Annotated in this window: 21 protein-coding genes; 14 read left to right on the top strand and 7 right to left on the bottom strand. The window is 56.6% G+C overall.

Going from position 1 to position 17,430, the window contains the following annotated elements; genetic code table 11:
- Window positions 1-9 precede the first annotated feature (9 nt).
- The 5 genes from MARHY_RS08625 to MARHY_RS08605 are packed head-to-tail and all read right to left on the bottom strand — an operon-like array spanning window position 10 to window position 4,256.
- The gene (locus tag MARHY_RS08625) at window positions 10-906 is read right to left on the bottom strand and encodes a radical SAM protein (protein ID WP_014421438.1); all 897 of its coding nucleotides are present in this window, start codon (window positions 904-906) and stop codon (window positions 10-12) included.
- Between the two features lie 41 nt (window positions 907-947).
- On the bottom strand, window positions 948-1,397 hold the full coding sequence (locus MARHY_RS08620; protein ID WP_014421437.1) for a SixA phosphatase family protein: 450 nt from the start codon (window positions 1,395-1,397) through the stop codon (window positions 948-950).
- A gap of 30 nt (window positions 1,398-1,427) precedes the next feature.
- Complete coding sequence (locus MARHY_RS08615; protein WP_014421436.1) at window positions 1,428-2,489, bottom strand: NAD(P)H-dependent glycerol-3-phosphate dehydrogenase; 1,062 nt, start codon at window positions 2,487-2,489, stop codon at window positions 1,428-1,430.
- A 52-nt stretch (window positions 2,490-2,541) separates the two neighbouring features.
- A complete protein-coding gene (locus MARHY_RS08610) occupies window positions 2,542-3,033 on the bottom strand; it encodes an STAS domain-containing protein (RefSeq protein WP_011784965.1) in 492 nt (163 codons plus the stop codon).
- Between the two features lie 14 nt (window positions 3,034-3,047).
- A complete protein-coding gene (locus MARHY_RS08605) occupies window positions 3,048-4,256 on the bottom strand; it encodes a PP2C family protein-serine/threonine phosphatase (RefSeq protein ID WP_011784966.1) in 1,209 nt (402 codons plus the stop codon).
- Window positions 4,257-4,368: 112 nt separating this feature from the next.
- Here MARHY_RS08605 and MARHY_RS08600 point away from each other — a divergent pair, with 112 nt between their 5' ends.
- A complete protein-coding gene (locus MARHY_RS08600; RefSeq protein WP_014421435.1) occupies window positions 4,369-5,853 on the top strand; it encodes an HD domain-containing protein in 1,485 nt (494 codons plus the stop codon).
- A 6-nt stretch (window positions 5,854-5,859) separates the two neighbouring features.
- Here MARHY_RS08600 and MARHY_RS08595 read toward each other — a convergent pair whose 3' ends face one another.
- Window positions 5,860-6,885 (bottom strand): NAD(P)/FAD-dependent oxidoreductase, encoded by a 1,026-nt coding sequence (locus MARHY_RS08595; protein WP_014421434.1) that lies wholly within the window; start codon window positions 6,883-6,885, stop codon window positions 5,860-5,862.
- 8 nt (window positions 6,886-6,893) lie between these two features.
- Between MARHY_RS08595 and MARHY_RS08590 the strand changes: the two genes are divergently transcribed.
- The 10 genes from MARHY_RS08590 to MARHY_RS08545 all read left to right on the top strand — a co-directional run bounded on the left by MARHY_RS08590 (window position 6,894) and on the right by MARHY_RS08545 (window position 15,357).
- The gene (locus tag MARHY_RS08590; RefSeq protein ID WP_014421433.1) at window positions 6,894-7,850 is read left to right on the top strand and encodes an acyl-CoA desaturase; all 957 of its coding nucleotides are present in this window, start codon (window positions 6,894-6,896) and stop codon (window positions 7,848-7,850) included.
- Complete coding sequence (locus MARHY_RS08585) at window positions 7,847-8,323, top strand: nuclear transport factor 2 family protein (RefSeq protein WP_014421432.1); 477 nt, start codon at window positions 7,847-7,849, stop codon at window positions 8,321-8,323. Before MARHY_RS08590 ends, MARHY_RS08585 begins: the two co-directional genes overlap by 4 nt.
- A complete protein-coding gene (locus tag MARHY_RS08580; protein WP_014421431.1) occupies window positions 8,320-9,102 on the top strand; it encodes an SDR family NAD(P)-dependent oxidoreductase in 783 nt (260 codons plus the stop codon). Before MARHY_RS08585 ends, MARHY_RS08580 begins: the two co-directional genes overlap by 4 nt.
- A gap of 25 nt (window positions 9,103-9,127) precedes the next feature.
- Window positions 9,128-10,393, top strand: coding sequence for an NAD(P)/FAD-dependent oxidoreductase (locus MARHY_RS08575; protein WP_014421430.1), 1,266 nt, complete (start codon window positions 9,128-9,130; stop codon window positions 10,391-10,393).
- 2 nt (window positions 10,394-10,395) lie between these two features.
- Window positions 10,396-11,298, top strand: coding sequence for a DUF1365 domain-containing protein (locus tag MARHY_RS08570; protein ID WP_014421429.1), 903 nt, complete (start codon window positions 10,396-10,398; stop codon window positions 11,296-11,298).
- Window positions 11,286-12,560, top strand: coding sequence for an SAM-dependent methyltransferase (locus MARHY_RS08565; RefSeq protein WP_014421428.1), 1,275 nt, complete (start codon window positions 11,286-11,288; stop codon window positions 12,558-12,560). The genes MARHY_RS08570 and MARHY_RS08565 overlap by 13 nt, the downstream gene beginning before the upstream one ends.
- Entirely contained in the window at window positions 12,557-13,081 is a 525-nt protein-coding gene (locus MARHY_RS08560) for a DUF2878 domain-containing protein (protein ID WP_014421427.1), read from the top strand. The genes MARHY_RS08565 and MARHY_RS08560 overlap by 4 nt, the downstream gene beginning before the upstream one ends.
- On the top strand, window positions 13,078-13,818 hold the full coding sequence (locus MARHY_RS08555; protein WP_014421426.1) for a hypothetical protein: 741 nt from the start codon (window positions 13,078-13,080) through the stop codon (window positions 13,816-13,818). Before MARHY_RS08560 ends, MARHY_RS08555 begins: the two co-directional genes overlap by 4 nt.
- Window positions 13,819-13,896: 78 nt before the next feature.
- Window positions 13,897-14,709, top strand: coding sequence for an exodeoxyribonuclease III (xthA, locus tag MARHY_RS08550; RefSeq protein ID WP_014421425.1), 813 nt, complete (start codon window positions 13,897-13,899; stop codon window positions 14,707-14,709).
- Window positions 14,710-14,727: 18 nt separating this feature from the next.
- Window positions 14,728-15,357 carry a TetR/AcrR family transcriptional regulator gene (locus tag MARHY_RS08545; protein WP_014421424.1) on the top strand — a complete coding sequence of 210 codons (630 nt, stop codon included), beginning with the start codon at window positions 14,728-14,730 and terminating at the stop codon, window positions 15,355-15,357.
- A 3-nt stretch (window positions 15,358-15,360) separates the two neighbouring features.
- Here MARHY_RS08545 and MARHY_RS08540 read toward each other — a convergent pair whose 3' ends face one another.
- On the bottom strand, window positions 15,361-15,780 hold the full coding sequence (locus MARHY_RS08540) for a phasin family protein (protein WP_011784979.1): 420 nt from the start codon (window positions 15,778-15,780) through the stop codon (window positions 15,361-15,363).
- Window positions 15,781-16,122: 342 nt separating this feature from the next.
- Here MARHY_RS08540 and MARHY_RS08535 point away from each other — a divergent pair, with 342 nt between their 5' ends.
- Genes MARHY_RS08535 through MARHY_RS08525 form a run of 3 tightly spaced genes read left to right on the top strand, consistent with a single transcriptional unit; the run spans window position 16,123 to window position 17,428 of the window.
- The gene (locus MARHY_RS08535) at window positions 16,123-16,560 is read left to right on the top strand and encodes a YeeE/YedE family protein (RefSeq protein ID WP_014421423.1); all 438 of its coding nucleotides are present in this window, start codon (window positions 16,123-16,125) and stop codon (window positions 16,558-16,560) included.
- A 3-nt stretch (window positions 16,561-16,563) separates the two neighbouring features.
- Window positions 16,564-17,019 (top strand): YeeE/YedE family protein, encoded by a 456-nt coding sequence (locus tag MARHY_RS08530; protein WP_014421422.1) that lies wholly within the window; start codon window positions 16,564-16,566, stop codon window positions 17,017-17,019.
- Entirely contained in the window at window positions 17,000-17,428 is a 429-nt protein-coding gene (locus MARHY_RS08525; protein ID WP_014421421.1) for a protein tyrosine phosphatase family protein, read from the top strand. Before MARHY_RS08530 ends, MARHY_RS08525 begins: the two co-directional genes overlap by 20 nt.
- Window positions 17,429-17,430 lie beyond the last annotated feature (2 nt).

The following is a 17,430-nucleotide window of genomic DNA, read 5'->3' as shown; positions in this document are numbered from 1 at the left end:
TCTCCCTGATCAGAGCCCACGCATCCATTCTGCCCGCAGAGGCACAGCGCCAGGCTGGGTAATGGCCATGTTTACCTGCTGCAGCAGGCGGTCTTTATCGCGGCCCAGCGTACCTTTGAGCACAAGGTAATTGGAGGCGTGATCGCTGCGGAAAATGGTGTTGTCCAGTTCCAGGTGCTCCAGGAACACACGGATTTCCTCAAACAGGGCCTGTTGGCCCAGGGGCACGAAATCCGCCCCGAAACCATCGCGGAATCGCTCTTCACCCTGTGGGAAGCTGACCACCAGGGTAGACAGGTAATCGGGCTGGGTTTCATTGCACAGTGTGGCAGTGTTAATGGCATGCTGCCGTGAAAGAGCTTCACCGCCCAGACCATTGAGCACCATCACCGAGCTCACCAGGCCCGCTTCCCGGATCTTCACCAGGGCCGACCGGGTGGATTCCCAGGTTTCACCTTTGTTAACGCGCCGAAGAATCTCGTCGTCGCCGGATTCCATGCCCACATAGAGGATTTTCAGGCCGGCTTCCCGGAGCTGCGCCAACTCTTCAACCGATTTTTTCGCCAGGTTTCGTGGCAGGCAGTAGCTGGAAACGCGTTCCAGGCCGGGAAAAGCTCGCTTCAAGTCAGCGATTATTTCCAGCAAGCGCCGGGTGGGCAGCACCATGGCATCTCCATCGGCCAGGAAAACCCGGCGCACGTCGCCAAATGCCGCTGCTGCTTTCTCGATGTCTGCCCTGATGTCTTCGGGCTTTCGAGCCCGGAATTTCTTCTGGGGCTGAGTATACATCTCACAGAAGGTGCACTGGTTCCAGGAACAGCCATTAGTCACCGGCAGAATCAGCGATTTGGCCTCGCTGGGCGGCCGGAAGACCGGCTCAATGTAATCAATGGGAAAACTGTACATAGGTTCGTTCAGTATCAGAAATGAGTGATGTACTGATTAGATCAGGGCAGAAACTGGGCTTTCAAGTCGGCGCAGCCTGGCCCCACTACAGGCATATCCAGCAGTACAGCCTGAGACGTCATAAAGGGAATGCCCTGCCGATGGCCATCCACCAACAGAGTGGAGAAGCTACCCACAAATGGCATGTGGGAAACCAGCATCAATGGTGAAACCTGGTTGTCCAGAAGCTCATCCAGACAACGGCCAGGGTCGTCATCGGGTGTGATAAAGGCTTTTTCCTGGACCGGGCAATTCAGCACTTCCGCCACAATCGCGGCGGTTTGCCGGGCCCGAACATAGGGGCTGGACCAGATCTGGGTGGGACGCCACGGGGAAGAGGCAATTTGCGCCGCCACGGCTGCCACACCGCGGCGACCCGCCTCGGTCAGCTCACGCTCCTGATCCAGCGAATGCCAGCCGGCCTCACCATGGCGCATAACAATCAGATGCACGTGCCTCTCCTTCCGGATGACAATCCCGGGTCACTGGGTAATGGTGCGCGGCAGAATGAACTCCACATCAGAGTTCTGCACGGCCATCATCAGGCTGTTGATCACCGCATTGATGGAAGCGCTTTCATAGAGAATCTCGTAAAGCCCCCGTACCAGAGGCATGTAGATGCCAATAGCCTCAGATTTTTCCCGTACCAGTTTCAGGGTATAGATACCTTCGGCCACCTGCCCCAGCTCCTGCACGGCTTCTTCCAGCTTCTGGCCCTTGCCAATGGCATAACCAACCCGGAAATTCCTGCTTTTACTGGAGGTACAGGTGGCAATCAGGTCGCCAACACCTGCAAGGCCCATAAAGGTCATCGGGTTGGCGCCAAGGCTAACCGCGAAACGGCTCATCTCGGCCAGGCCACGGGTAATCAGCATGGCTTTCGCGTTCTCGCCCATGTTCAGGGCCGATGCCAGGCCAGCAACAATGGCGTAGATATTCTTGAGTGCGCCCGCCAGCTCCACACCGTAGATATCAACATTGGCGTAAACCCGAAAGTATTCGCAGCCCAGCAGTTCCTGCACAGTGCGGCGCACATCCGGGTCTTTTGCGGCGATAACGGTGGCGGTCAGTTCACGGTTGACGATCTCGCCAGCCAGGTTCGGCCCGCTCAGAACACCGGAACGACACCTGGGAAGCTCCTCCAGCAGGATTTCGCTCATCAATTTAAAGCCGTGCTCTTCGATGCCTTTGGTCAGGCTGACGACGATCTGGCCATCGCGGAATTCGCTGCTGTGTTCGCGAATGACCGACCGAAACGCTTTCGATGGGATCGCAACCAGCACAATCTCCGCCTTGCGCACCGCCTCGGCCAGGTCGGTTGTTGGCTGAATGTCACCCTGAAGGGTAACGGCGGGCATATACCGGCGATTAATGCGGGTGCTGCGTATTTCCTCTGCCTGTGCTTCATCGCGCATCCAGAAATGCACAACGTGGCCGTTCTCGCCCAGCACTTTTGCCATGGCAGTACCGAAACTGCCGCCACCAAGTACTGCCACATCGTAGGAATTCGCCCCGTGATTACCGGGCGTCGGGTTATCAGGCATAAACGTTCCGTTCTGTTTCTGTCAGGGCCGGGCCCGGTGCAGGACTGGCTTTTCAGCCAGTTTCCTCGCATTCCAGGGCCCGCACCAGATTCTTGAATTCTTCCCTGTTCCGGCTATTCATGCCCATCAGTACTTTATGGGCATCAAGAACTTTATCGCGAACCTGCTGCTCGCTCGCCTTGAGCACGGGGATTTCTTCGAGTTCTTCAATTCGGGAAGCTGGCTCACGGACAATAATGAAAATCTTGTCGAAGCCCATGGACGTAATAATGCGGGTGATATCGGGGTTGGTGGAAATCAGCGTTGGCAGAAAATGACTTTGTTTCTGCGCCGCCAGCGCAATCTTGGCCAGCAGGCCAAGCGTCGTGCTGTCGATGATTTCGGTCTCGGTGAGGTCGATAACCACGGTTTTAAATGCCGGATCACGTGTTATGGACTCAACCAGATTGTCCAGCGTCGAACACAGGTTCAGCCGGATTTCCCCAATAAACTTCAGGACGTATATTCCCTGCTGTTCTGCTTGCAGGATTTTATAACCAGCCATTTTTCACACTGCCACTAAGTCGACGACGTGTTATCTGACCCGTTTATGGTATCAGTTACCGATACTATCGCGATATCGTCAGGCAGCTCCGAGATCTTATCCAGCCCCAGAGCGTCGCTCAGCGATGCGATAGTGTGACTACCTCCTGAAACGAGTTCAAGTAGTCTGTTCTCCTTTTCATCCAGAGATTTGGCCGGGATCACTTCTAACAGGCCATCAGAGAACAACAAAAGCCGGAATGGTCGGTCCAGCTTCACCTGGTAAAGTTCCCATTCCGGCGTTTCGAACAGCCCTACCGGCAGCCCGCTGCCTTCCAGAAAACGGGTTTCACCATCCTCAAACGACAGGATGGGCATGGGGAAATGCGCCCCGACCGCATAACTCAATGTACGTTCCGTTGTTGAAATAATGCCTACAAACACGGTGACATGCTTGCCAAGCCCGGTATCCAACAGCTCCGAATTAATGCGCTCCAGGAAACGTTCCGGGTGCAGGATGTCGTCACTGGACTGGCGCCGGAGATTCCGCTGCAAACGATTTGTAAGGTTTCGCAGTAACACGGTAACGAATGCGGAACTGGCGCCATGACCTGAAACGTCGGCGATATAAACGAGGACCTTGTCTTCACTGATGCGAAAATAGTCGAGAAAATCGCCACTGAGATACAGGGACGGCTTGATGAGGTAATCAACACTGAGCCCGGAAAGCGTGAGCTGATGGTCTGGCAGCATTTTTAGCTGCACCTTGCGACCGGCATTCTGGTCGGCCCTTAGCTCGGCAATACCGTTGCGCAGGTCCCGGTTGGCTTCTTCCAGTTCCTGCCGGTACAACTGGTTCAGGCGGTTTACCCTGACCCTGTCAAACAACTTGCCGATAACGTCGTCCAGTGCATTGCGGTCGTCATTGCAGGGTTTGAGCACCACATCGGCGGCTCCGGCCCGCATGGCCTGGACCACATCGGCGCTGGACTGGCTGCTGGTGCAGGCCACTATCGGCGTGAAACTTTCTGTTTCATCAAGGCGCCGGGACAGGTCTCTGATCGCCTCTGGAGGGAGATCTGCAAAGATCACATCCGGGATATTGTCGTCGAACAATCCTCGGGCAGCATTTACCCCCGCTGCACCAGTTACGTAAAACCCCCGCGCCTCCAGGTAACGGGACAGATCGGCTCGGGCCTGTTCATCGGCGTCAATTATCAGAATGCGCTCGGTGCGCGAGGTCATGTTGGCTGCCCTAAACTACCAGCGGTAAAGAAAAAAGGCTTTATATGGCCTATTCTGGCATGCCCCTGTGATATAACAAGGCCGCAATCATCATTTTGGGAGAATTGTAACCATGAGACGTGCCGTTAACGATCTGCTCGGAGCCTATGACAAACTGATCATGGACCCGGTGCATGGCGGTATCCCGCTCTACCGGCACGAAATCCAGGTGATTGACCATCCACTATTTCAGCGCTTGCGAAACATCTGCCAGAACGACATTCTGAGTCTGGTTTTCCCCGGCGCCACCCATTCCCGTTTCCTGCACAGCATCGGGGTGATGCATGTGGGCACACGGATGTTCCGGGCCATGATCGATGCATACCTTCGGGAACGGCAGCTGAGTGAGCAGACCGATCTCAGCCTGAGCCAGCTCGATGCCATTGATTATCTGGCCAAGACCATCCGGCTTGGCTGCTTGCTGCACGACAGCGGTCACTCCAGTTTCTCCCATCAGTTCACCCAGGCCCGGAAGATTCGCGACCTGATGTCTCGCCCTGAACGGTTCCGGGATTTGTGGGAAGGCGTTGACTATTCGGCCTACCACGCCAGTGAACCGGAAGAGCTGGAGCATGAACACTACTCTGTTCGAGTCGCCCATGACGTACTCTCGTCTGTGGATCTGGAGAGCGCCGGGCTGGCTGCTATCGATGTCATCGGCATTATGGAAACCACCGATGTTACGCCCAGCGAAACCTTCTGCCGCCACGCCCAGACCTTCTGGGAATTTATTGCTGGTGATGATGCCATTGCCGGCACTATCCCGCCCCGGGATGTACCGCAGCTGGTGATGGGTCTGCTGTCATCCATTGTTTCGGGGGAAATTGATGCCGACCGGGCCGATTATATGTTGCGGGACGGCTTCCACAGCTCGGTCACCATCGGCGGTTTCAATCTCGATCATCTGCTGAGCAACCTGCGGTTCGGCTGGGACGTTTCTGAACCCTGGATGGGGCTTGCGATTACCCAGAAAGGCCTGGGCGCCCTGGAAGACTTCGTGTACAGCCGCCACCAGATGTACCGCAAGGTATATGCGCACAAGACCGCTCTGGGCTTCGACTGGTTGCTGCGGGAGGCCATTAACGAAGTGCTGGAGGACCCGGAAAGCTTCGACTGGGTGGATACCTGCCTGAGCAACATGAAATGGTTTGCCGAGCTGACCGATAACTTCTTCTGGGAAGCCTTCCGCAAGGTGGCCCGCCGGGAGCCCAGGAGCTACTCGTTCTGCATTGTGAACCGGGTAAAGCTGGACCATGTCGACACCCGGGAGAATCTGGACAAGACCGAAATCCTGGACCACAGCCGCTGGCTGGCATCGGAGCTGGGCATTAACCCGGACAACGTGGTTACCTGCTCCATGAAGGCTCGCTTCTCGAACATTCAGGACAACTTCAACGGCATCAAGGTCTTGGTGAAAAACCCGATCACCCGGGAGCGAAGCCTGCGAAAAATCACCGAGGTGAGTGCCTTCTTCTCAAAATTCGGCGACGGCACCATCACCCATTTCTACCGGCGGCCGGAGGTCGCAGAAAAAGCTCCCTCCGACCTGACTGAGTAGCCGCAATTACTGATCAGAGCTCTGGCCCATTGCCTGCACCAGTTGCGAGGCGCTTTCCCAGGCGCCTTCAACCCGACCGCCCGCCAGCCAGTCGCCTGCCAGGCCAATGCCAGTATTCTGGTCGAACAGATAGCCGGGGTTATCGCCGGCTTCCGAGCGTGCGTACAGCCAGCGATGAGTTACCCAGTCATCCGGAGCCTCCTCATGCCCGGTCAGTGCCTTGAATTCCTCCAGCAGAGCTTCAGCAATGCTTTCCGGAGCGTCATCCACGTGCTCATGTGTCCACCCAGGGTTGGCGTGCAGCACCCACCACTGGCCCTCGTCTTCCCGGCCGGGTTTGGAGGAGTTGTTGGCCACCCAGAACAACACGTCCGAGTTGGGGCGCGCAGCATCGAACGGGAAATCAACGGAGCGATTAAAATGGGCAGCTACCGCCCAGCACGGCAGGATATTACCCACGTGTCCAGCCAGCCCTTCCGCCATCGCATCAAGCCCGCTGTCCCGCAACAGTTCCTGAGCCTGCGCCGGTGGCGCCGTGATCACGACCTGATCGAAGCCGTCGTAGTGCTGACTCTCGGTATCGGTGAGCTGCCATTTGGAACGGTGTTTTGACAGCCGGGCGATTCGAACGCCTGATTCCAGCGAAATGTGTTCAGACAGAGCCCGTGAAATGGCCGTCATTCGCGGAGTACCAACAAACCTGTGTTCCTCCGGAAACGTGTGCCAGCTGTCCCTTTCCGTCTGATAACCGAAGCGGGCATTCCAGCTCTGGTAGCTCTGGTGCCCGGCCCAGCGATCCAGAAACCGGGTGAAACCGGGATTACGGGACGTGAAGTACTGGGCGCCGATATCGGCCGAGCCGTTCGCCACGCGTTTGGACGCCAGACGACCACCAGGGCCGCGGCTTTTCTCGAAGACCCGGACAATATGGCCCGAATCGCCAAGAAGAATTGCGGCCGTCAGCCCCGCCAGCCCTGAACCAATAACCGCGATGCTGCGTATTGATGTGGTGTCTGATGTTACTTCACGCATGGTTGTATATGACCCGAGTAAATAGTTGGTTAACAAACATTCTGAGATGGTTCGATTCCGAAGCAGGATCAGATCACCTGGATACGGACTCCCGAGCCTTTAACTGGGTACGAGTCCTGCCCTTCATCGCCCTCCACCTTGCCTGTTTGCTGGCACTTTACACCGGCGTCAGTACTTTCGCAGTGGTTTTTGCCGTTGCGTTTTTCCTGGTAAGGATGTTCGCGATCACGGGCTTCTACCATCGCTATTTCTCCCACAAAACCTTCAAAACCAGCCGGCCTGCACAGTTCGCGTTTGCCATTCTGGGGGCCAGCGCGGCTCAGCGGGGTCCCTTGTGGTGGGCCGCGCACCACCGGCACCATCACCAGCACTCGGACAATGAGCAGGATCTGCACTCACCACACCAGGGCGGGTTCTGGTGGTCCCATATGGGATGGTTTACCTGCGACGCCGGCTTTGCGATGGATGAACGCAGGGTGCGCGACTGGCTGAAATTCCCGGAACTCAGATTCATCAATCGTTTTGACTCTCTGGTACCCGCCGCGTTCGCGGTCGCTATTTACCTGTTCGGCGAGGCACTGGCCCTTTGGGCGCCCGGGCTCGGCACCAACGGGCTTCAGCTCCTGGTATGGGGCTTCTTCATTTCAACCGTGGTGCTTTTCCACGCAACGGTATCGATAAACTCCCTGTCACACGTCTGGGGTAAAAGACGTTTCGAGACCGATGACGACAGCCGCAATAATTTCTGGCTGGCCCTGATCACCCTGGGCGAGGGCTGGCACAATAACCACCACCGCTGGCCGCAATCGGTACGCCAGGGTTTCCGCTGGTACGAAATTGATGTGACCTGGTACGGCCTGTGGTTGCTTTCCAAGCTGGGCATCATCTGGGATCTCAATCCGATTCCGGCTCATATTCAGAAAGAGACCCGGGAACTGGACCACAAGAGGAGGAACCGCTCATGACGACCTCTGCCTCTGCATCTGCCATTGAAGTCGGGGCACCGGATTCCGGATTGCCCGTGGTACTGGACCGTTTCTGTTCGCTATATAACACACTGGACAAAGGCAATCTTAACAAGCTCCAGCAGGTATACGGCGAGGATATCGAGTTTCAGGATCCTTTTGGTCGGGTACATGGCCTTGATCAGCTAACCGAATACATGGCGAGCGCCTACGGCAACGTTATCCGCTGCCAGTTCCGTTTCCATGAACCCGTCATTCAGGAATGCTGGTGCAGCCTGCCATGGGTGATGGAACTTCAACACAAGCGTGTCCGCGGCGGCAAGCCGGTGTTTGTAGAAGGCATTAGCCACCTGGAAATCCGGGACGGGAAGGTGCGGTATCACCGGGACTATTTCGACGCCGGCCAGCTATTGTATGAAAACCTGCCCGTATTGGGCCGGATGATTCGTTGGGTAAAGGAGCAGGCGGGATGAGCCAATTGCTGTCATCACCCAGCAACATCTGGTTAACCGGCGCCTCATCCGGTATTGGCGAAGCGCTGGTTCACGAACTCGCCGGTGCCGGTCACAAACTGATTGTGACCGGCCGCCGGCAGGAGCCATTGGATGAGCTGTTGCAAACCTTCCCGAACCAGATAGCCGCCGCCGCAGCGGACACCACCAGCAAGAATGACTTGCAGGGGGTCAAGTCGCAGCTTGACCACTTTGGCGACCTGGACATGGTCATTCTGAACGCCGGTACCTGTGAGTATCTGGAAGTCGCGGACTACAACAGCGATGTCATTGCCAACAACGTGACCACCAACGTGATCGGCACAGCACGCTGCCTGGATGTTGCCCTGCCGGCGCTGCGGGCGACCCGTGCCAAAGGTAAACCGGCGACGCTGGTGATTGTGAGTTCCTCGGCGTGGTGGTTTCCGTTCGGGCGTGCTGAGGGCTATGGCGCCTCCAAGGCGGCACTTACCTACTTTGCCCAGTCACTGAGAGCTGATCTGGCGGCCGAGGGGATTCGGGTGGTGGTGGTATCCCCGGGGTTTGTCAAAACGCCATTGACGGACCGAAACGATTTTCCCATGCCGTTCATCATCTCAGCCGGGGATGCGGCTAGACGAATCCGCACAGGGCTTGAGAAAGGCCGGAACGAAATCGCGTTCCCGAAACGCTTTACCTGGTCCCTGAAGCTGCTAGCCGCCCTGCCCCAGGGAGTCATCGACCGCATGGCCGCCTCCATGGCCCGTAAAACCGATCATTGAAGTTTGACCACAGGAAATACCTTGCATGAATCAGGAACGTCAGCGAATTGCCGTGATTGGCGCTGGAGTATCAGGTTTAACAGCCGCCTGGCTGCTGGCCGACAAGCACGATGTGCATCTGTTTGAAGCCGGCGACTATGCCGGAGGCCACACCAACACGGAACAGGTTGAAGCTGGTGGTCGCACCTGGCCGGTGAATACCGGTTTTATTGTGTTCAACGACTGGACCTACCCCAACTTCATCAAGTTGATGGATCGGCTCGGGGTGGCCTCTGAAGTGAGCAACATGAGTTTCAGCGTGGACTGCCATGCCAGTGGACTGCAGTACAACGGCACCAGTCTGAACACCCTGTTCGCCCAGCGCCGGAATCTGTTTAATCTGAATTTCCTGAAAATGATCCGGGAGATTCTCCGGTTCAACAAGGAAACCCGTGCCGACCTGGCCGCCGGCACGATTCCGGACGGCGAAACACTCGGGGAATATCTGAACCGCAACGGCTACAGCCGGTACTTCCGAAACTACTACATTGTCCCTATGGGCGCGGCCATCTGGTCTGCTCCGGAGATTGTGCTGGAACAGTTCCCAATCCGGTTTTTTCTACAATTTTTTAACAACCACGGCATGTTATCTGTGGATGACCGGCCCACCTGGCGAGTGATTTCCGGAGGTTCGGCTACCTACGTAAACCGGATGATGGACAAGCTGGGCGAACGCACCCATCTGAACAGCCCGGTAACTTCCGTAAAACGGGATGAGGAGGGCGTTACCCTGGTGGCCAACGGACAGGAACATCGTTTTGACCAGGTCATTTTCGGCTGCCACAGTGACCAGGCCCTGGCCATGCTGGACGACGCCACTGACGATGAGAGAAGCATCCTCGGAGCCATCGCATACCAGAAGAACGACGTGGTTCTGCACACGGACGCCAGCGTACTGCCCTCGAACCGTCTGGCCTGGGCCGCCTGGAATTACATGATCCCGGAACACAGCACGCAACCGGTTTCCGTAACCTACAACATGAACGTTCTTCAGAACTTCGACGACGCTCCGGAAACCTTTTGCGTCACCCTGAACCGAAGCCGGGATATTAATCCGGAAAAGGTGATCAAACGGTTTGAATACGATCACCCCGTCTTCACTCTGGACGCCGTTGCCGCACAGGAGCGCTACGATGACATCGGTAACCGGAACCGCACCCACTTTTGCGGTGCCTACTGGTTCAATGGCTTCCACGAAGACGGTGTGCGCAGCGCACTGAGGGTTACCCGGGCATTCGGGGTGGAGCTCTGATTATGGCCAGTGAATGGCTGGAAGGCACCATAAGGCATCGGCGCAAGCTACCGGTCCAGCATGAATTCAGCTACAGCATCGGAATGCTCGCCCTCGACCTTGACGACTGGTCCACGGTAACCAGAACCAGCCCGTTTTTTTCCCTCGAACGTTTTAACTGGCTGGGGCTCTACCGGCGGGATTACCTGGACCCGGAAGTGCCCAGTCTGCGCCAGGCGGTATTCAACCGGGTTAAAAGCGCCACCGGCTGGGCTCCGGATGGGCCAATAGAGCTGGTTACCCACCCGCGCTACCTGGGCTACATTTTCAATCCGGTCAGTTTTTACCTGTGCTATGAAAGGGGCTGCAGGCCAGAAGCCGGCGCCACCCCCCGTGTGATTGTCGCCCAGGTTACCAACACCCCCTGGAAACAGCGCCATGTGTACTGCATGGAATGCACCCAGCCGGGGCCAAGCTCCGATAACGCCTGGCACACCGAGCGTTTTGCTTTCAGCAAACGCTTCCACGTTTCACCGTTTAATGGCATGAATCAGCACTACCAGTGGCTGTTCAGTTTTCGCGGCAAGGACATGCGCGTTCACATGAATGTGGAAGAGGAAGGCCGCAAGCATTTTGATGCCACGCTGGTAGTCCAACGCACCCCTCTTGATCGTAAAACCCTGCACAGGAGCCTGAGACGGTTTCCCCTGGAAACCATCAAAGGCATTGCCGGTATTTACTGGAATGCCCTGAAGCTGAAATTCAAAGGGGCCCCCTTTTACACCCACCCGAACAAGCTCGATGCAACCGACAGCGCCTACCAGCGCGGTACCGAGGATCTGGGGCTGGATGTAACGGAAAAACCATCGGCACAACAAGACAACGCATTTGATTCGGCAGGAAGGGTAAGCTCATGGAGAACCTGAACACCTCGGTTGAACACCAGCGCACTGGAAACACGGGGCTTTCGTTGATCAGCCGTGTCGCAAGGCAGCTGGCTTGCCAGCAACTGGCGCAGCTTGGTCATGGCAGGCTGGTGATCAGAGAGGCAGGAGCTGAGGACCTCGTATTCGGTGATGGCGATGACCGCTATCCGCAGGCCGAGTTGGTGATCCACAACCACAGCACCTGGCGGGATCTGGTGACCGGTGGCAGCATCGGTGCTGCCGAATCGTTTGTGGCAGGTGATTGGAGTTCGCCAGATCTGACCGCTCTGCTTCGGTTCTTTACCCGCAATATCGACACCATGAACCGGTTTGAAGACCGGTTTGCCTGGATCAGCAAGCCCGCACTCAAGGCGCTGCACTGGCTGAACCGCAACACCCCGGAAGGCTCCCGCAAGAACATCAGCGCCCACTACGATCTGGGCAATGACCTGTTCCGCCTGTTCCTGGACCCAACCATGATGTATTCCTCCGCTATTTACCCCCGCGAGGATGCAACCCTGGACGAAGCGGCCGTTCACAAGCTGGATACCATCTGCCGCAAGCTGGATTTAAGGCCGGAGGACCGGGTGGTGGAAATCGGTACTGGCTGGGGTGGCTTCGCCATTCACGCCGCCAAACACTATGGCTGCCATGTCACCACCACTACCATTTCCAGGGAGCAGCTGGAGCTGGCCAAGGCGCGAGTGAAAGCGGAAGGCCTCGAAGACAGGATTACGCTGCTGTTCGACGACTACCGCGATCTGCAGGGACAGTTCGACAAACTGGTGTCCATCGAGATGATCGAAGCCGTTGGCCCCCAGTTCCTGGACAGCTACCTGTCCCAGATCAGCCACCTGCTGAAGCCGGATGGCCTGGCGTTGATTCAGGCCATTAACATGCCGGAACAGCGTTACCACCGGGCATTGAAGAATGTGGATTTCATCCAGCGTTACATTTTCCCCGGCAGCTTTATCCCATCGTTTGGCGCTATTCTTGGATCTATAAACCGGGGCTCAGACCTAGTACTCACCCATGCCGAAGACTTCGGCTTTCACTACGCCCGAACGCTGAGGGACTGGTGTGATCGGTTCATGGCGCGCCGTCAGGAACTGGAACAGCTGGGATACGACCAGGCCTTCCAACGCCTGTGGCATTTCTATTTCGCGTACTGCGAGGCTGGCTTCAGCGAGCGGGCGATTGGCGTTGCCCATCTGGTCATGGCCAAGCCGGCCAACAAACGCGCGAACATTCTGAGTGTATGATCACTTCAAAAACAGCCCGTAACCTGCTGAACTTTATACTGTTCCAGGCAGGCTGGCTGGCCTGCGTGCTGTACCCCGGGCTAGCTACGGTGGGGCTGATCCTGGTGTTCCTGGGCCTGCATCTTGCTCTGGTCAGTCAACGGCGGTTTTCCGAACTGCAGTTTATTGGCTTTGGCGTGGTGCTCGGCGGATTGATGGATACACTCTGGTTCCGAACCGGGGTGCTGGCCCTGGATTCCGGAGAAGAGGTGCTGGCTGCCCCGCCCTGGCTAATCGCGATCTGGACCATCTTCATGACCACCCTGTGCCATTCCCTGGGCTGGATCAGCCAGCGCCAGTGGCTGCCGTGGGCTCTGGCCCCCATTGCCGGCCCCTTTGCCTATTGGTCCGCCAGCCAGCTCGGTATAGTGGCGCTGCCGGACCTGACACTTTCCCTGGTCGCCATGGCCGTCGGCTGGTTCGTCCTGTTTCCTTTGCTGCTGTTTATTCGCAAGGCCCTGTACGCGGAGCTGGAAACATGAAACTCGCTGGTTCGACGTTCCTTACCCTACTCCTGACAGCAGCCGCATCCCCCGTGTCTGGCCAGGTATTTGAATTTTCAGGTACGGCCAAACAGGATGGGAAGGTGCTTTACCAGGAGGATCATCGAGTCGAAGGCACGTGTTCCGAAGGCGTCTTTGATCCGGTTGACCACCAGGTTTCCTACCGGAATCCGGAAAGCGGAGACGAGTTCGCCAGCAAATCGCTGTCTTACAATAACTCTGCGTTCCGGCCTCAGGTTGAGTTCCGCCAGCCAAGCTTCGGTGAAGCGTTAACCATCACCTACCCGCAGGAGCGGGCTCTCAGTATTGCCTGGCAGGAGCCAACGGGCGAGACTCGAGAATTCACGGTGCCATTCGACCAGCAGCTGGTGGTGGATTCAGGGTTTGACTACTTTGTCCGGGCCAACTGGGAACGTATCCGGCAAGGCGAATCAGTGGAGTTCCGGTTTCTGGCGCCCACCCGGGGGGAGCACTACGGTTTTGTTCTCGAGCCAGCCACCTCCGTCAAGGTGGACGCAGACCTGACCGTGCAGATCCGCCCCACCAGCCTGTTATTACGGGTTCTCGTTGACCCTATCGTGCTGGGGTACAACTCAGACGGTGCATTGACCGACTATCTGGGGTTAACCAACATCCGGCAAGATGCCGAATCCAACCACATCGCCCACATTCGCTATCAGGTTGCCCGCTTACCGGATTGTGAACTGACACGGTAATCTGGTCGCAGCTGCCAGACGGCACCCGGCCTGGGGTGTGTTAAACTCCGAAAAAATTTTTCCGGAGATTCTGCGCCCATGATGTTTGTGTCGTTCAATGTGAACAGTATCCGCACCCGCCTGCATCAGCTCGAAGCCGTGATTCAGCAGCTTAATCCGGATGTCATCGGTCTTCAGGAAACCAAAGTCACTGATGAGGAATTCCCGGTCGAGGCCATTCGCGAGCTCGGTTATCACGTTCACTTTCATGGCCAGAAAACCCACTACGGTGTTGCCCTGTTATCCCGCGCGGAGCCGGAAGAGGTTCTCAAAGGCTACCCCTCCGATGGTGAAGACTCCCAGCGGCGCCTGATTACCGGCCATTTCACCGTTAACGGCGAGCCCCTGACCGTCATCAACGGTTATTTCCCCCAGGGGGAAAGCCGGGACCACCCTGTAAAGTTTCCTGCCAAGGAAAAGTTCTACGCCGACCTGATGGCCTACCTGGACGAATTGGCCAAGAAACCCGGCCATATTATGGTAATGGGCGACATGAACATATCGCCCACAGACCGCGACATCGGCATTGGCGCCGACAATGCAAAACGCTGGTTGCGTTCGGGAAAATGCAGTTTCCTGCCGGAAGAGCGGGAATGGCTTGGGCAGGTTGAACAACGGGGCTTTACCGATGTATTCCGCCATCTGCACCCGGACGAAGCCAATACCTTCAGTTGGTTTGACTATCGCAGCAAAGGCTTTGAGCGTGACCCGAGGCGAGGCCTGCGCATTGACCTGATCATGGCCAGTGACAGCCTCCTGCCCAAGGCAAAAGCAGCAGGAGTGTCCTACGATATCCGGGCCATGGAGCGACCATCCGATCACTGCCCGGTGTGGGCCTCATTCGACCTCTGATTGACCAGGCCATTACGGATGAAGAAAGTCAAAACCAGGGATCGGATCCTCGACACCAGCCTGCTGCTGTTCAACAGCCTTGGGGAGCCCAACGTCACCACTCTGCTGATCTCTGATGAGCTGGAGATCAGCCCGGGCAACCTGTATTACCACTTCAAAAGCAAAGGCGATATCGTTGAGGAATTGTTCCGGGCCTATGAGGCAGAGATGCTGGATCTTCTGGCGGTACCCGAGGAAGCAGACGTGCCCATGGACCAGTTCAGCTTCTTCCTGCATCTGCTGTTTGAAGCCGTGGCCCGCTACCGTTTCCTGTACCAGGATCTGGTCAATGTCCTGTCCCGTTACGATCAGCTTCAGGTTCGATTTCGCAGGGTTCTCAAAAAGAAAGAATTGGCGTTCAACACGCTGTGTGAGAGTTTTCGCCGGCAAGGCATCATGAACATCGGTTCGGATGAACTGGCTTCGGTGTGTGAGCAGCTTACCCTGACGGTGTGTTACTGGAGCAGCTTCGATACGCTTTCGCATCTGGATGACAGGGAGTCAGTGGACCCGGGCCGCGGGGTCTATCAGATGTTGCACCTGTTGCTGCCCTACCTGAACGAGGACGAGCAGGAACAGGTCCGACTCACCAGCCGGACCTATCTCTAGAGTTTATTCTTCCTCGTCGCGCGCAGTATTCTGGCCGCGCAGCCTGGACAGCTCACTTTCCAATGCCTCGATACGGCGCTCCATAGCTTCGATTTCTTCCCGGCGATGGATGCCCAGGCGACGGAGTGCGCCAGAAACCCGCTGGTCGAACATATGCTCGAGCTTGTCCCAGGTACCGGTGGCCCTCTCACGAACCTCGCCTACCCGATCTTCCACGGTGCGGATCTGTTTCTCGACCACACCCCGGGTTTTGCTCTCCAGCTGTTCGCCTTCCTGAACCAGACGATCAAAGAACTTGCCGGCGTCCTCTTCCGCTTTGGTGTAGGCGCCAAGCCCAGCCAGCCAGATTTGCCGGGCGGAATCCTTGATCTTGCCCGCCAGTTGCGGATCATTTTCAGGATTTTTGTCGTCGTGCTCAGACATGCATACCTCATGGGAGTCGGGCATTAGCGGTAGCTGTCATTGTATTACAGCCGGGGCCGGATTGCAGTGGTGGCCCTGAGAACCGCATAACGAAAGGCCGCAGTATAACCACTGATGCAATATGAAAAAATGTTTTCAAACGAAAGCGCCTCTCACTTGAACTGTTCAAATTATGGTCAATACTTCCCAATACCGGCATCCCTGTTGATGTCGGTTTGTCTGGAAGTCTTTCATGGATACTACTCGCACGCCTCTGCCCGGCATTCCCTGCCGGGCTTTTTTTGTTATTATTTCCACCCATTATATAGTTATTCCAAAACGGATAATCATGGGAGTCTATGAATGATTGATATTGCCTGGAGCCAGTTTACCCCTGGCGCCGCACTGACCGGTGGCCTGCTGATCGGCCTGGCTGCTGCGAGTTTCCTGCTCCTGAACGGCCGTATTGCAGGTATCAGTGGAATACTGGGTGGCCTGTTGGTTCCGGCACGCCGCGATATACTCTGGCGCCTGGCTTTCCTCGCCGGGCTTGTAGGCACCCCAAGCCTGTGGTTGCTGTTTGCTGAACTTCCACCGATTCAGATTGACGCAGGTTATCCAGCCCTGATCGTTGCCGGATTGCTGGTGGGTATCGGCACTCGCTACGGCTCAGGCTGCACCAGCGGGCATGGTGTCTGTGGATTGTCTCGTCTGTCGCCTCGCTCACTGGTCGCAACCCTGAGTTTTATGGCAACAGGATTTTTAACGGTGTTCGTAATTCGCCATCTGATGGGAGTCTGAATGATGAAGTACTCTGTCACCTCACTTCTGGCAGGACTGATTTTCGGGTTGGGGCTCATGGTATCGGGTATGGCCAATCCGGAAAAAGTGCTTGGTTTTCTCGATATCGCCGGGCTTTGGGACCCTTCACTGGCTTTCGTGATGGGAGGCGCAATCATCGTCGGACTGGTCGCTTTCGCCGTGGCGCGCAGGCGTACCCTGTCGTTCCTCGGATTCACCATAAAAATGCCGGCGAACAACCGTATTGAGTCCAGACTTGTTATTGGCAGCATGATGTTCGGTATTGGCTGGGGCATTGCCGGTTTTTGTCCAGGGCCCGCCCTGGTGGCTCTTGGTGCCGGAGAAATCAAGGCCGTGGTCTTTGTTGCGTCCATGGTGGCCGGTATGATGGCATTCGAAGTGATCGAGCGGATTAAACGACCGTCGTTGGGAGACACGCGTGGATATCAGAAAAATTGATGACAGTATTTCCGTAGCGCCACAAATCGCTATTGAGGACGTCGCCGAAATTGCGCGGCTGGGGTTTCGGACCCTGGTCGCCAATCGGCCCGACCATGAAGAATACGGCCAACCGGCCATGGCCGACATTGAGGCCGCAGCGAAAGCAGAGGGCCTTGAATGGGTCTACATGCCGGTTGAGTCTGGCAATATTACCGACCAGGACGTCGAACGTTTCGCGCCCATGATCCGTGATGCCGAGAAACCCGTACTAGCCTTCTGTCGTTCCGGCACCCGCTGTACGGTACTATGGGCCCTGAGCAGTGCCCGCGACCACCAGCCTGAGGAAATCCTGTCCCGGGCACGGAATGCAGGTTACGACATTACCGGGCTTATTCCCCGCCTGATGCAGCAGGCCGGCAAGCGTTAATT

The sequence above is a fragment of the Marinobacter nauticus ATCC 49840 genome (assembly GCF_000284615.1).
Classification (GTDB): Bacteria; Pseudomonadota; Gammaproteobacteria; order Pseudomonadales; family Oleiphilaceae; genus Marinobacter; species Marinobacter nauticus.
This window is presented reverse-complemented; position numbering and strand designations above follow the sequence as displayed.

Coding starts and splice junctions, on each gene's coding strand:
- MARHY_RS08625 (WP_014421438.1), bottom strand. CDS start 906: ATGTACAGTTTTCCCATTGATTACATTGAGCCGGTCTTCCGGCCGCCC.
- MARHY_RS08615 (WP_014421436.1), bottom strand. CDS start 2,489: ATGCCTGATAACCCGACGCCCGGTAATCACGGGGCGAATTCCTACGAT.
- MARHY_RS08610 (WP_011784965.1), bottom strand. CDS start 3,033: ATGGCTGGTTATAAAATCCTGCAAGCAGAACAGCAGGGAATATACGTC.
- MARHY_RS08605 (WP_011784966.1), bottom strand. CDS start 4,256: ATGACCTCGCGCACCGAGCGCATTCTGATAATTGACGCCGATGAACAG.
- MARHY_RS08600 (WP_014421435.1), top strand. CDS start 4,369: ATGAGACGTGCCGTTAACGATCTGCTCGGAGCCTATGACAAACTGATC.
- MARHY_RS08595 (WP_014421434.1), bottom strand. CDS start 6,885: ATGCGTGAAGTAACATCAGACACCACATCAATACGCAGCATCGCGGTT.
- MARHY_RS08590 (WP_014421433.1), top strand. CDS start 6,894: ATGACCCGAGTAAATAGTTGGTTAACAAACATTCTGAGATGGTTCGAT.
- MARHY_RS08585 (WP_014421432.1), top strand. CDS start 7,847: ATGACGACCTCTGCCTCTGCATCTGCCATTGAAGTCGGGGCACCGGAT.
- MARHY_RS08580 (WP_014421431.1), top strand. CDS start 8,320: ATGAGCCAATTGCTGTCATCACCCAGCAACATCTGGTTAACCGGCGCC.
- MARHY_RS08575 (WP_014421430.1), top strand. CDS start 9,128: ATGAATCAGGAACGTCAGCGAATTGCCGTGATTGGCGCTGGAGTATCA.
- MARHY_RS08570 (WP_014421429.1), top strand. CDS start 10,396: ATGGCCAGTGAATGGCTGGAAGGCACCATAAGGCATCGGCGCAAGCTA.
- MARHY_RS08565 (WP_014421428.1), top strand. CDS start 11,286: ATGGAGAACCTGAACACCTCGGTTGAACACCAGCGCACTGGAAACACG.
- MARHY_RS08560 (WP_014421427.1), top strand. CDS start 12,557: ATGATCACTTCAAAAACAGCCCGTAACCTGCTGAACTTTATACTGTTC.
- MARHY_RS08555 (WP_014421426.1), top strand. CDS start 13,078: ATGAAACTCGCTGGTTCGACGTTCCTTACCCTACTCCTGACAGCAGCC.
- xthA (WP_014421425.1), top strand. CDS start 13,897: ATGATGTTTGTGTCGTTCAATGTGAACAGTATCCGCACCCGCCTGCAT.
- MARHY_RS08545 (WP_014421424.1), top strand. CDS start 14,728: ATGAAGAAAGTCAAAACCAGGGATCGGATCCTCGACACCAGCCTGCTG.
- MARHY_RS08540 (WP_011784979.1), bottom strand. CDS start 15,780: ATGTCTGAGCACGACGACAAAAATCCTGAAAATGATCCGCAACTGGCG.
- MARHY_RS08535 (WP_014421423.1), top strand. CDS start 16,123: ATGATTGATATTGCCTGGAGCCAGTTTACCCCTGGCGCCGCACTGACC.
- MARHY_RS08530 (WP_014421422.1), top strand. CDS start 16,564: ATGAAGTACTCTGTCACCTCACTTCTGGCAGGACTGATTTTCGGGTTG.